Annotated in this window: 13 protein-coding genes and 1 pseudogene; 5 read left to right on the forward strand and 9 right to left on the reverse strand. The window is 73.1% G+C overall.

All coding sequences use genetic code 11. The features are described from left to right. Positions 1-45: 45 nt before the first annotated feature. Positions 46-1041, reverse strand: coding sequence for an LLM class flavin-dependent oxidoreductase (locus AB0O53_RS00725; protein WP_365192441.1), 996 nt, complete (start codon positions 1039-1041; stop codon positions 46-48). A gap of 104 nt (positions 1042-1145) precedes the next feature. On the opposite strand from AB0O53_RS00725, the gene AB0O53_RS00730 reads away from it, so the two are divergent. Beyond that, positions 1146-1643, forward strand: a complete 498-nt coding sequence (locus tag AB0O53_RS00730) for a phosphatase domain-containing protein (RefSeq protein ID WP_350991957.1) — start codon at positions 1146-1148, stop codon at positions 1641-1643. Between the two features lie 52 nt (positions 1644-1695). On the opposite strand, the gene AB0O53_RS00735 is transcribed toward AB0O53_RS00730, so the two are convergent. Beyond that, positions 1696-1911, reverse strand: a complete 216-nt coding sequence (locus tag AB0O53_RS00735; protein ID WP_031147222.1) for a dodecin — start codon at positions 1909-1911, stop codon at positions 1696-1698. 164 nt (positions 1912-2075) lie between these two features. On the opposite strand from AB0O53_RS00735, the gene AB0O53_RS00740 reads away from it, so the two are divergent. From AB0O53_RS00740 to AB0O53_RS00750, 3 genes and pseudogenes are all read left to right on the forward strand, one after another. Then, complete coding sequence (locus AB0O53_RS00740) at positions 2076-3338, forward strand: extracellular solute-binding protein (protein ID WP_435886566.1); 1263 nt, start codon at positions 2076-2078, stop codon at positions 3336-3338. 156 nt (positions 3339-3494) lie between these two features. Further along, positions 3495-4328: a GNAT family N-acetyltransferase gene (locus AB0O53_RS00745; protein ID WP_350991959.1), complete on the forward strand. Its 834-nt coding sequence runs from the start codon at positions 3495-3497 to the stop codon at positions 4326-4328. Next, a pseudogene (locus AB0O53_RS00750) lies at positions 4325-4900 on the forward strand (lysophospholipid acyltransferase family protein); the annotation flags it as partial. The gene AB0O53_RS00745 and the pseudogene AB0O53_RS00750, both read left to right, overlap by 4 nt. A gap of 245 nt (positions 4901-5145) precedes the next feature. On the opposite strand, the gene egtD reads toward AB0O53_RS00750, so the two are convergent. From egtD to egtA, 4 genes are read right to left on the reverse strand one after another with little or no spacing between them, the layout of a single operon-like run. Beyond that, positions 5146-6126 carry an L-histidine N(alpha)-methyltransferase gene (gene egtD, locus AB0O53_RS00755; RefSeq protein ID WP_350991961.1) on the reverse strand — a complete coding sequence of 327 codons (981 nt, stop codon included), beginning with the start codon at positions 6124-6126 and terminating at the stop codon, positions 5146-5148. Next, positions 6123-6881: an ergothioneine biosynthesis protein EgtC gene (egtC, locus tag AB0O53_RS00760; protein ID WP_365192444.1), complete on the reverse strand. Its 759-nt coding sequence runs from the start codon at positions 6879-6881 to the stop codon at positions 6123-6125. The genes egtD and egtC overlap by 4 nt, the downstream gene beginning before the upstream one ends. Next, positions 6881-8185: an ergothioneine biosynthesis protein EgtB gene (gene egtB, locus AB0O53_RS00765; RefSeq protein ID WP_365192445.1), complete on the reverse strand. Its 1305-nt coding sequence runs from the start codon at positions 8183-8185 to the stop codon at positions 6881-6883. The genes egtC and egtB overlap by 1 nt, the downstream gene beginning before the upstream one ends. Further along, a complete protein-coding gene (gene egtA / locus AB0O53_RS00770) occupies positions 8182-9495 on the reverse strand; it encodes an ergothioneine biosynthesis glutamate--cysteine ligase EgtA (RefSeq protein WP_350991967.1) in 1314 nt (437 codons plus the stop codon). Before egtA ends, egtB begins: the two co-directional genes overlap by 4 nt. A 108-nt stretch (positions 9496-9603) precedes the next feature. Here egtA and AB0O53_RS00775 point away from each other — a divergent pair, with 108 nt between their 5' ends. Continuing rightward, the gene (locus tag AB0O53_RS00775) at positions 9604-10458 is read left to right on the forward strand and encodes a TIGR02452 family protein (protein ID WP_365192448.1); all 855 of its coding nucleotides are present in this window, start codon (positions 9604-9606) and stop codon (positions 10456-10458) included. Positions 10459-10560: 102 nt separating this feature from the next. Here the strand turns inward: AB0O53_RS00775 and AB0O53_RS00780 are convergent, their stop codons facing one another. The 3 genes from AB0O53_RS00780 to AB0O53_RS00790 all read right to left on the reverse strand — a co-directional run bounded on the left by AB0O53_RS00780 (position 10561) and on the right by AB0O53_RS00790 (position 12411). Beyond that, on the reverse strand, positions 10561-11025 hold the full coding sequence (locus tag AB0O53_RS00780) for a type II toxin-antitoxin system PemK/MazF family toxin (protein WP_365192449.1): 465 nt from the start codon (positions 11023-11025) through the stop codon (positions 10561-10563). A 353-nt stretch (positions 11026-11378) separates the two neighbouring features. Continuing rightward, on the reverse strand, positions 11379-11918 hold the full coding sequence (locus AB0O53_RS00785) for a hypothetical protein (protein ID WP_365192450.1): 540 nt from the start codon (positions 11916-11918) through the stop codon (positions 11379-11381). Positions 11919-11949: 31 nt separating this feature from the next. Further along, complete coding sequence (locus AB0O53_RS00790; protein ID WP_365192452.1) at positions 11950-12411, reverse strand: YgjP-like metallopeptidase domain-containing protein; 462 nt, start codon at positions 12409-12411, stop codon at positions 11950-11952. Positions 12412-12432 lie beyond the last annotated feature (21 nt).

Here is a 12432-nt window from a genome sequence, read left to right on the forward strand (position 1 = left end):
GTCCCAGTTTACGGATCGGTGTTCACGGTTCCGTCCGGGCACCCCTCACGGCCGCAGGCCCGCGATCCGGGCCAGCCGCGCGTAGGAGTCCAGCAGGGCGGTGCGGTCGTGCGTCGAGGTGGTGACCAGCAGTTCGTCCGCGCCCGTCTCCTCCGCGACCTCCGACAGCCGCGCCGCCACCTGCTCCTGCGTGCCGTGGATGTGCCCGGTGAGGGCGCCTTCGTACAGTTCGCGCTCCTTGGCGGTCATCTCCAGGGCCTCGACCTCCTCGGCTGGGAGCAGCGGCGGGAAGCTGCCGCGGGTGCGCGAGTACGCGACGGACCAGGCCTCCGGGAGCAGGATGCGCCGGGCCTCCTCGGCGGTCGCCGCGACGGCCACCGTGCCCGAGACCACGACGTACGGCTGCGCACCCCGTGCGGAGGGCCGGAACTCCCCCCGGTACCTCTCCACGATTTCGGCGACCCGGCCCCGGTTGCGCAGGTCGCCCACCACCAGCGGCAGGCCCGCCCGGGCCGCGATCCCGGCGCCCTCGCCGGTGGCCAGCACGTACGCCGGGATCGGCAGGCCCTCGGCGGGGCGGGCGTGTACCTCGGGGTGCGCCCGCTGGGTGCCGTCGAGCCAGCCGAGGAGTTCGGTGAGCTGCTCCTCGAAGCGGTCGGCGTCCCCGGTGTCGCGCCCCAGGGCGCGCCGGATGCCGTTGGTGAAGCCGACCGAGCGGCCGAGCCCCATGTCGATCCGGCCGGGGAAGAGCGATTCCAGCACCCCGAACTGCTCCGCGACCACGAGGGGCTGGTGGTTGGGCAGCATGACCCCGCCCGTGCCGACCCGGATCCGGTCCGTCGCCCCGGCGACGGCCGCCGCCAGCACGGTGGGCGCCGAGCCCGCGACGCCGGGCACGCTGTGGTGCTCCGACACCCAGAAGCGGTGGTAGCCGAGCTCCTCGGCCGTCCGGGCGAGCGCCACGGTGTCGCGCAGGGCCTGCGGGGCCGGGTGGTCCCGGCGGGTGCGCGACCGGTCGAGTATCGAGAGTTTTCGGATCACACAGGAGTCAACGCCCCGAGGGCGGGAGGATTCCCGACCGGGCCCGGACCGGTGCCGGTGGCCGTGCCGGTGGCCCTGTCGGTGTCCGGCCCTAGGCTGGCCGGATGAGTGACAAGAGCGCCTCGCGGCCGCCCCTGGCCGTCTTCGACATCGACAACACCCTGGCCGACACCGCCCACCGCCAGCACTTCCTGGAGCGCCGCCCCAGGGACTGGGCCGGCTTCTTCGGCGCGGCGCCGGCCGATCCGCCGCTCGCCCGCGGGATCGCGCTGGCGGTGGAGAGTGCGGCCGACTGCGAGGTGGTGTACCTGACCGGACGGCCCGAGCGGTGCCGCGCCGACACGCAGGAGTGGCTCACCCGGCACGGCCTGCCGGAGGGGCGGCTGTGGATGCGCGGCAACCAGGACCGGCGGCCGGCCCGGACGACCAAGCTGGAGGTGCTGGGCAGGATCGCGCGGGGCCGCCAGGTGCGCATGCTCGTCGACGACGACGAACTGGTCTGCCAGGCCGCGCGGGCGGCCGGATTCCGGGTCGTCGTCGCCGACTGGGCGCAGGACGCGCCCGAACTCACCTCCGGCCAGGAGGTCGAGGGCCGGACCTGATCGGTACGGGGCGCGCCGCAGGGGAGGGGTGGGGCGGGCGTGGGGCGGGCCCTCAGTCCTCGCCCTCGAGCCGGAAGCCCACCTTCAGCCCCACCTGGTAGTGGGCGATCTCCCCGTTCTCGATGTGGCCGCGGACCTGGACCACCTCGAACCAGTCCAGGTTCCGCACGGTCTGGCCCGCCCGGGCGATCCCGTTGCGAATGGCCTGATCGATGCCCTCTTGAGAGGTGCCGACGATCTCGGTCACCCGGTACGTGTGGTTGGACATGGGGTCTCCCGACAGTGGGTCGCTTTTGCCTGGTTCTACGGTGCCCCAGTAAGTCCGGCTCCGCGAACTTTGCGCCAAGAATCCCGAGCGAAAGACCCTTGACCGGCCTATTGGTCTATGCCAATTTCGAGCCATCTGAGATCGAGCCCCAGAAGGTGACCCTCTTGAAGATGCGCTTCCTCGCCGTGTGTACGGCCCTCGTGGCCGCGACCGCCCTGACGGGCTGTGGGCAGTCGGCCGATCAGGCCTCCGGCCGGCAGAAGGTGACGCTCTGGCTGATGAAGGGCAGCGCCTCCGAGGATTTCATCGACAAGTTCACCGCCTCCTTCGAGCTGGAGCACCCCGACCTCGACCTGGACGTCAGGATCCAGGAGTGGACGGGCATAGGCGACAAGGTCAACGCCGTCCTGGACGGCACGAGCAAGGAGCCCGCCGACGTCATCGAGGTCGGCAACACCCAGGTCGCGCAGTACATCGAGACCGGGGGACTCTCCGAACTCACCCTTGAGGGGCTGCGCGAGTGGGGCAGCAAGGACTGGCTCAAGGGCCTCGCCGAACCGGGAAGCATCAACGGCGCGCAGTACGGCGTCCCCTGGTACGCCGCCAACCGCGTGGTCGTCTACCACAAGGACCTCTTCGCGAACGCCGGCATCAAGACCCCGCCCAAGAACCGCCAGGAGTGGATCCAGGCCACCCAGAAGCTCGACAAGGGCGACCAGCAGGGCATCTACCTCGCGGGCCAGAACTGGTACGTCCTCGCCGGCTTCGTCTGGGACGAGGGCGGCGAGCTGGCCGTCGAGACGGGCGGCAAGTGGGTCGGCACCCTCGACGACGAGAAGGCCCTGGCCGGCATGGAGTTCTACAAGCAGCTCCAGGCCCTCGGGGACGGCCCCAAGACCGCCGACGAGGAGACGCCCCCGCAGTCGCAGGTCTTCGCGCGCGGCCAGGTCGCCCAGATCATCGCCCCGCCCGGCCAGGCCGCCGAGATCGAGGCGGCCAACCCGGCGCTCAAGGGCAAGCTCGGCTTCTTCCCGATCCCCGGCAAGACCTCCGACAAGGCGGGCTCCGTCTTCACCGGCGGCTCCGACCTGATCATCCCCGAGCGGACCGGGCACCGGAAGGGTGCCGTCGACGTGATCACGGCCCTGGTCAGCGAGAAGTGGCAGACCGAACTCGCCCGCACGATGAGCTACGTGCCCAACAAGACCACCCTCGCGCACGTGGTCGAGGGCAACGAGGGCGCCACCAACATGGCCCCCGGCGCAGCCCAGGGCCGGGCCACCCCCACCTCCGCCCGCTGGGCCGAGGTCGAGGCGAAGAACCCGATCAAGCCCTACATGACGGCCGTGCTCACGGGCGGGGACCCCAAGCAGGCCGCCCGGACGGCCTCCGCGGAGATCGGCAGGATCCTCAGCTCCGACCGCTGACCCCGGCGCCGCCGGGACGCGGTACCGGCGAGTTCGCCGTCCGCACACCCGCGGGCCGCAGAGCGGTCATGTCGAATCCAGCCGGTCACGGAAGAAGTAAAGGAGCCAGGCCACCACCTGCCGGCCTGGCCCTCCGTGTCCGGTTCAGGAGCCGCCATGACCATCGCACCCCTGTCCCCGTCCCTCTCCACGGCCCCCGCCCCCGCCGCCACCTCCCCCCTGCTCGCCCCCGCGCCCGCCCCGGCCAGGGCCGCCACCGCCGGCCCCCACTACACGGTGCGCCTGGCCCGCGACGAGGACGAGGTACGGGCCGCCCAGCGCCTGCGCCACCAGGTCTTCGCCGGCGAGCTCGGCGCCCGCCTCGACGGGCCCGAGCCGGGTCTCGACGCCGACGCCTTCGACGCCTACTGCGACCACCTCCTCGTGGTCGACGAGGAGGCCGAGCAGGTCGTCGGCACCTACCGGCTGCTGCCCCCGGAGCGCGCCGCCGTCGCGGGCCGCCTCTACTCCGAGGGCGAGTTCGACCTCTCCGCGCTCGCGCCCATCCGCCCCGACCTCGTCGAGGTCGGCCGCTCCTGCGTCCACCCCGACCACCGCAACGGCGCCGTCATCGCCCTGATCTGGGCCGGCCTCGCCCACTATATGGACCGCACCGGCCACAACTTCCTCGCCGGCTGCTGCTCGATACCGCTCGCCGACGGAGGCGTCCTGGCCGCCGCCACCCGCGAGAGCGCCCTGACCCGCAGCCCCGCACCCGAGGAGTACCGGGTCACCCCCCACATCCCCTGGAACCCGGAGGGCATCGCCTTCCCCGACCGCATGGAACTGCCCCCGCTGCTGCGCGGCTACCTGCGCCTGGGCGCCTGGGTCTGCGGCGAGCCCGCCCTCGACGCCGAGTTCGGCTGCGCGGACCTGTACGTGCTGCTCTCCCTGCGCCGGACCAACCCGCGCTACCTCAAGCACTTCCGTTCGCTCATCCCGGGCGCATGAGCGTCTGGCTGCCCGCCTCGCCCTGCACCCCCGAGGCCTGCGCCGGCCACGAGGGGCGCACCGCGAGCGTCCCGCACGCGGTGCTGCGGCTCACCGGCGCCGTGGCCCTGATCCTGCTGGGGATCCTGGGCGCCCCGCCGGTCCGGCTGCTGCCGGCCGGCCCCCGGCACGCGCTGGTACGGGCCTGGTCGGCCGCACTCGTGCGGGCCTTCGGCCTGCGGATCACCGTGCACGGCAGCCCGGGCCGGCGCGGCGGCCGCCTGCTCGTCGCCAACCACGTCTCCTGGCTCGACATCCCGCTCGTCGCCGCCGTCCTGCCCAGCCGGATGCTGGCCAAGAGCGACATCCGGGCCTGGCCCGTCCTCGGCCGCCTCGCCGCGCAGGCCGGGACCCTGTTCATCGAACGCGACCGGATCCGCGCCCTGCCCGCCACCGTCACCACGATGACCCGCGCCCTGCTCGCCGGCGACCGCGTCACCGTCTTCCCCGAGGGCTCCACCTGGTGCGGGCGCGCCCAGGGCGCCTTCCGCCGGGCCGCCTTCCAGTCCGCCCTGGACGCGGGCGTCCCCGTACAGCCCGTGCACCTCGCGTACCTGCACGCCGACGGGAGCCCGGCCGGGGCTCCCGCCTTCGTCGGGGACGACCCGCTCACCGCCTCGCTGTGGCGGATCGCCCGGGCCCGCGGGATCCGCGCCGAGGTCACGCTGCTGCCGCGGATCCCGCCGGGCCGGTACCCGGACCGGCGGGACCTCGCGGCCGCGGCCCAGCGGGCCGTGGCCGGCCGCGCGCCGCAGCGTCCGCGGCCGGCCCTGTCCGATCAGGACCGGCCCACCGGGTCCTCGGCCACCGACAGCGACAGCGCGAAGCGGCCCGCCGCGTCCGTCCACCACTGGGTGAGCTCCAGCCCGGCCGCGGCCAGCTCCTTGCGCACGCCCTCCTGACGGAACTTCGCGGAGACCTCCGTCAGGATCTCCTCACCCTCCGCGAACGGCACCACCAGGTCCAGCGCCCGGACCTTCACCGTCAGCTCGGACCGGGCGCGCAGCCGCATCTCGATCCACTCCTGCTCGCTGTTCCACACCGCCACGTGCTCGAAGTCGGCGGTGTGGAAGTCGGCGTCCAGCTCCCGGTTGATGACGGCCAGCACGTTCTTGTTGAACTCGGCCGTCACCCCCCGGGCGTCGTCGTACGCCGTCACCAGCACGGCCTCGTCCTTCACCAGGTCCGTGCCCATCAGCAGTGCGTCACCGGGCGACAGCATCGCCCGTACGGCCGCCAGGAACACCGCCCGCTCCGGCGGCAGCAGGTTCCCGATGGTGCCGCCCAGGAACACCACCAGCCGCGGACCGGGGGAGTCCGGCAGCTGCAGCGCGCTGGTGAAATCGGCCAGCAGGGCGTGCACCCGCAGCCCCGGATGGTCGGCGAGCAGCGCGGTGGCCGCTCCCCGCAGGGCGCTCTCGCTCACGTCCACCGGTACGTAGGTGTCCAGCGCGGGCATCGCCTCGATCAGGTGCCGGGTCTTCTCGGAGGAACCGGACCCCAGCTCCACCAGGGTGCGGGCGCCGCTCTCCGCGGCGATCTCCCGCGCCCGCTCCAGCAGGATCTCCCGCTCCGCGCGGGTCGGGTAGTACTCGGGCAGCCGGGTGATCTCCTCGAAGAGCTCACTGCCCCGCGCGTCGTAGAACCACTTGGGCGGCAGCACCTTCGGTGTGTGCGTCAGCCCGTGCAGCACGTCCGCACGCAGTGCGGTCTCCGCCGCGTCCTCGTCGAGGGTCCGGGTCAACTGGAAGCTGTTCACGTGCGGTTCTCCTTGAGCGGGGTCAGGCGGACCCGCGAACGGGTGGCGGTCAGCAGGGTCCGGTCGGGCACTTCGCACCACCGGGTGTCGTCGTCGTACGGCTCGGACGCCACCACGGTGCGCCCGCCCGCCGGATCGGCCAGGTACCAGAGCGAATCGCCCCAGGCCGTCGCGGCGATCGCCGCGCCGTCCGTGAGCAGCAGGTTCAGCCGGGAGCCGGGCGCGGCCGAGGACAGCTCGCGCACCGGCTCGGCGAGCGCGGTGCCCAGGTCGTCCCCGGCCCGCAGCCGGCGCCGCACCAGGGCCCAGACCAGTGCCGAATCGGTACGGGCTGCCAGCTGCAGCAGTTCCTCGGGCGGCAGCGCCGCCGCGAGCGGGGCCGCCGCCGCGGGCCAGTCGCGCACCGCGCCGTTGTGGCTGAACAGCCACGGCCCGTCGGTGAACGGCGCGGCCGCGGCCTCCCCGTCCGCCCCGGCCAGGGTGGCGTCCCGTACGGCGGCCAGCACGGCCCCGCTGCGCACCACCCGGGCCAGGTCCGTGAAGGCCAGGTCGCCCCAGATCGGCCCGGCGCGGCGGTAGCGGGCGGGGACCGGGTCGCCCTCCGCGTACCAGCCGACGCCGAAGCCGTCGGCGTTGACCGTGCCGTTCTTCTGGCGGCGCGGCTCCCAGGACTGGCGCACCAGCGAGTGCCCGGGCTCGCTCAGCAGCCTCCCGAGCGTGATCACCGGCCCCACGTAAGCGATGTGGCGGCACATCAGACGTCCCTCGCGGTGCGGAATCCGGAGAAGATCTGCCGCCGAACCGGGAGGTCCCAGTTGCGGAAGGTGCCCCGGCAGGCCACCGGGTCCACGGCGAAGGAGCCGCCCCGCAGCACCTTGTGCTCCGGGCCGAAGAACACCTCCGAGTACTCCCGGTAGGGGAAGGCCCGGAAGCCCGGGTACGGCAGGAAGTCGGACGCCGTCCACTCCCACACGTCGCCGATCAGCTGGCGCACCCCGAGCGGGGACGCCCCGGCCGGATAGCTGCCCGCGCGGGACGGGCGAAGGTGGCGCTGCCCCAGATTGGCGTGGGCGGGGGTCGGGTCCGCGTCGCCCCACGGGTAGCGGGCCGAGCGGCCGGTCGCGGGGTCGAAGCGGGCCGCCTTCTCCCACTCCGTCTCCGTGGGCAGCCGCCGCCCCGCCCAGCGCGCGTAGGCGTCCGCCTCGTACCAGCTCACGTGCAGAACCGGTTCTTCATCGGGGACGGGCTCGGTCACCCCGAAGCGGCGGCGCAGCCACTGCCCGCCCTCCCGGTGCCAGAACAGCGGCGCCCCGATGGAGTGCCGGCGGATCTGGTCCCAGCCGGCCGCAGCCCACCAGCGGGGTTCGTCGTATCCGCCGTCCGCGATGAAGGCGCGGTACGCGGCGTTCGTCACCGGCAGCGTGTCCATCCAGAACGCCGCGGTCTCCCGCTCGTGCGCCGGACGTTCGTTGTCCAGCGACCACGGCTCGGCGGAGGTGCCCATCGTGAACGGGCCGGCGGGTATGAGGACCTCGGCGGCGGCCGGAGGGTCGTAGGGGCCGTCCGGGTCCGGGGCGGTCAGCACGGGCGCGCCCTGCCGCAGCTGGTGGGTGATCAGCATGGTCTCGTCGTGCTGCTGCTCGTGCTGGGCGATCATCCCGAAGGCGAAGCCGTCGTCGAGGAGCGCGCTGCCCTCCAGCGGGGTGCTCTCCAACAGGTCGAAGACCCGGCCGCGGATCTCGGCCGCGTACCGGCGGGCCTCCTCGGGCCCCAGCAGCGGCAGTTTCGGACGGTCGGCGCGGGGATGCTCGAAGGCGTCGTAGAGGGGGTCGATCTCAGGGCGCATCGACTCGCGTCCGGCGACCCTGCGCAGCAGCCAGAGTTCCTCCTGGTTCCCGATGTGCGCCAGGTCCCAGACCAGCGGCGACATCAGGGGGGAATGCTGGGCGGTGAGGTCGGCGTCGGTCACCGCGTCGGTGAGCGCCGCCGTACGGGCCCGTGCGGCCGTCAGCGAGGCGGCCGCCCGTTCCCGCAGCCCGGGGTGGGATTCCGTGGTCATCGCAGGGCCTCCTTCCCTTCGGGCCGCAGCCGTGACGGTTCGTCGCCCGGACATCGGCCCCGCAGGACGAAGCGCTCGTTGAACGCGCCGACGGTGTCCCGGACGCGGGCGTTCGCACCCAGCCGGGGGAGCGCTTCCGCGGCCGCGCGGAAACAGGTCTTGGCGGCCGCCCGCAGTTCGGGATCGGCCAGCCCGTGGCGGGCGGCGGACCGCCAGAGCGGATTGCGCGGCGCGGGCTGCGAGCCGTAGGAGTCGGCCAGCGCCTTGGTCACCCGGTAGGCGGTCTCGGCGGCCTCCGGGTCGTCGAACAGCGCATGCACGACGGCCACGGGGACCAGCCAGCCGTCGTCACCGGGCTGCGCGTCGATCATGCGCAACTCCATGTGGCCGCGCGGCCGTACCGGCGGGAACAGCGTGGTGAGGTGGTAGTCCAGGTCCTCGGCGGTGGGCGCCCGCAGGGCGTGCCCCTCGTCGCCCGCGCGCAGCCAGTCGCGGAAGGTCGTGCCGCGCGGGACGTCCCACGCACCGCCCTCGTACGACCGCACGCACATCACCTCGGTGTCCAGCGCCTGGCGCACCCAGCCGTCCCGTGGCCCCGCCTCCAGCGGCGGGGCGAGGGTGCGCCTGCTGTCCAGGTCGTTCCAGATCCCCTGGCGGGAGCAGCGCCAGCCCGCGTACGGGCCCTCGTCCGCGGGGGAGTTGGCGAAGGCGGCGACCAGGACCGCGCCCAGGAGGTGCGCGAGGCGCCAGCGCCGGCCGTGTCCGAGTACGCCCGGCTCCTCGTACCCGGCGTCCACACAGACCTGCACGGAGGCGGAGGCGCACATCATGGCGCGGCCGGCCGGGCCGGTGCGGTCGAAGTAGGCCTCCATCGCGTCGTAGCGCGGGCTGTTCAGCAGCCGGTGGTACGGGAGGCGGGGATCGCGGCCGAGGCCGTGCAGCACGAGTCCCTGCTCCCGCAGGGCGGCGCGGACGGCGGTGAGGTCGTCCTGGAGCCGGTCCACGCAGCCGGTGAGCGAGGTGGCGGGGGCCGAGCTGAGTTCGAGCTGGCCGCCCGGTTCGACGGTCACCCGGGAGTTCAGGGGCAGTGCGCGGGCCGCGGCGTGCGCCGCCCGGAGCCGCTCGGGGGTCACGCGCAGTCCGGGCCGCTCGGCGTCCAGGACCAGCCATTCGAGCTCGGCGCCGATCAGGCGGGGCGGGCCGGTCTTGAAACAGATCCCGTGGATCAGGTGCTCCGCGTCCGTCTCGCTGATCGCGGGGGGCGGGGGAGCGTCTGGCGCGGGTGGGGGAACGGGTGGGTCAAGGGGCATGACCGGGTCCTCTTCTCCTGTCGTCGGCCGTGACATCACCCGTGCCTACCCCTCCCTCGGGAACAAAATCCTTTGCCGCCGGGGAAAGGGAGTGCACAGGATGGCGGCGTGAGCAGCAGATTGCGCGAGATCGCGCGGGAGAACGCGGAAATCCTTGCGGCCGGCGGCTACCGGGCGCGGTCGGGGCGGCAGGTTCCGCTCGCCGCCGCCCTGGCGGACGCCAAGGCAGGAACCAGGATATATGGACCAGAACAGGTCATTCCAGGCGAGTCGCCCGTCGGTGGGGGCCGGGCGACAGCCGTCGAGGTCACGGGGGAGAGCAGCACGGTCGCTGCCCGTAGGCTCGCGCAGGACGCCGCGGCGGGTGCGGGGGCCGGGCCGGCGGGGGCGTCGGTGGCGGTCCTGAACTTCGCCTCGGCCCGCAATCCCGGGGGCGGCTACGTCCGCGGGGCCAAGGCCCAGGAGGAGGCGCTGTGCCGTGCGTCCGCGCTCTACGAGACGCTGCTGGAGGCCCCGGAGTACTACGCGGTGCACCGCGCGGAAGTCAGCACCTTCTACACCGACCGGGTGATTCACTCGCCGGGGGTGCCGGTCTTCCGTGACGACCGGGGCGAGCTGATGGAGTCGCCGTTCCTGGCCGGCTTCCTGACCTCACCCGCGCCCAACGCGGGCACGATCCTGCGGCAGGAGCCGGAGCGCGCCGCCGAGATCCCGGGGGCGCTGGTCCGGCGGGCGGAGCTCGTCCTGGAGGTGGCGGCGTCGCACGGGTACCGGCACCTGGTGCTGGGGGCCTGGGGCTGCGGAGTGTTCCGCAACGACCCGGCGGACGTGGCCGAGGCCTTCCGCGGGCTGCTGGCGGGCCGGTTCGCGGGGACCTTCGAACGGGTGGTGTTCGCGGTGCTGGACCGCAAACCGGACACCCGGGAGGCCTTCGAGCGGGCGTTTGCGGACGTCACGGCCTGAGCCGGGGGCTGCCCGCCCGGCCGAGCCGGATCTGCCGTGGCCGAGCCGCAAGCACCGGGCCGCCGGGCCGGAGGTACGGCCCGGCGGCTCGGCCTCCGCCGGCTAGCGCCAGCCGTAGCGCTCGCGGAGCCGGTCGACCACCAGTGCGAAGCGTCCCCGGTCCAGTGCGCAGGCCTCCCGCCGCATCCCCGACTCGTGCACCCGCAGCACCCGGTCGACGTCCACCCACGACTCCCGCCCGGCGCTGTCCCACGGGCCCGTCCCGATCGGCACCCACTCGCGGTCGTGGTCGTGCCGCTTGCTGGACAGCTGTACGGCGAGCAGCGTCGGGCCGCCCGGCTCGCGGGCCACGACCAGCACGGGCCGGTCCTTGCCGCGGCCGTCGTTCTCCTCGAAGGGGACCCAGGTCCACACGATCTCACCGGGGTCGGGGTCGCCGTCGGGATCCGGGGCGTACTCGGTCCGCACCGGCCCGATGGCGTGCGGGTCGGCCTCGGTGGTGGCCGTGGCGCCGTCGCGGCCGGGTTGCTCAGAGTAGCCGCTGCTGTGGTGCGAAAGTGCCGTCATTCCGGGGAGGTTACTGGGTTCCGGCTTCCAGTACATAGATCATGGGTCACGCTCCGCATTGGCAGACAGTTCCGCGCCGAGAGCAAGGCGTACACCTGTGGAGCCTGGGACGGCATCGGCATTGCTCCCGCATCCGCCCCGTCGAGACGCCAGATTGAACAGGGCGGGCTCACCTGTCCTTGGTCTTACTGATCCTTCCCCGGGATTCTGTCCCCCTGGTGTCCCCCGCCAGCCTCTACGCGGGGGAGCGTCGGATGGAGGAGTGCCTCGGGTGCCCTTGGGCCGCGGCCCGCATTCGACCGGCCGCCGCACTTGGTTCGCGATCCCCGGGTGATGGGGTGACGATCGGCGTCTTATCCGAGGAGGATCATGCGCTGCTGGCCGACGTGCCACACGCACTCGGCGTACAGGCGGTTGTAGTCGTGCTCGGCCCCGTCGTCGGTGGCGTTGCAGGGTTCGGCGCGGCCGGCCACGGCTCGGTAGAAGAAGCCGTACTCCTCGCACTCGTCGCTGCCGGGCCAGCGGCCGGTCCAGATGGTGAGGCAGGTGGTGCCGGGGTGGCAGTAGCCGCGCTGGAAGCCGGTGAGGGCGCAGCGGGCGACGTCGCAGAGGTTGGAGTGCAGAGTGCCGGGCTGGGCGTGACACACGGGGCACCCGGCGGGGTCCGGGTCGCTCTGTGGGGCGGCGAGTTCTCCGAGCCAGAGCGTCCTGAGCTGCTGGTCGAGTTCGTGGCCGTCGGCGATGGAGTGGAGGTTCAGGGTGCGGTGGAGGAGTTCGCGGAGGTGGAGGGTGGGGAGCTGGGCGAGGGCCCAGTGGAGGGCAAGGTCGCCGGTGGGGCGGCGGATGATCCAGCGCGCTTGGGTGCGGATGCGGGTTGTGACAGTGAGCCGCATGTGGGGGTTCGTGGTGAGTCGGGTGATTCGATCACCGTTCTCTTTCAGCCATTTGTTGGCTGCGTCTGCGTGCAGGTTGATGAGGGTTCGGCGTGCTTTGTCCAAGTCTGCTGCCGTTGCCGGATCGAGGTCGAGGTCGAGGACGTGGCCGTGTTCGGGGTCGTTGTGGGCTGCTGCGGCTTCGGTGGGGCGCCGGTGGTCGGTGAGGCGGAGGCTGTGCGGGTATGCCGAGGATCGTGAACTGCTCACCGTCTCGGAGGGTCCTGGTGGGGTTGGCCGGGGCCTGTTCGCAGAGCTTGGTCAGCTCCCGGTAGACCCAGTACTTGCGGCGGGTGACGAGCTCGCGGGCGTCGTCGTCGGTGAGGGTGTGCGGGCCGTGCACGGTGATGCCCTCGTGGGGGGTGACGCTGAGGTCTGTGGTGGTGCGGTCGCTGGTCTTGATCTTGATGGTGACGCCGCCGTGGCTGGCGGTGCGGGTGGCCTTGTTGGTCATGGCTGGTGGTCTTTCTGGTTG

It is taken from the genome of Streptomyces erythrochromogenes (assembly GCF_040684695.1).
Taxonomy (GTDB): domain Bacteria; phylum Actinomycetota; class Actinomycetes; order Streptomycetales; family Streptomycetaceae; genus Streptomyces; species Streptomyces erythrochromogenes_C.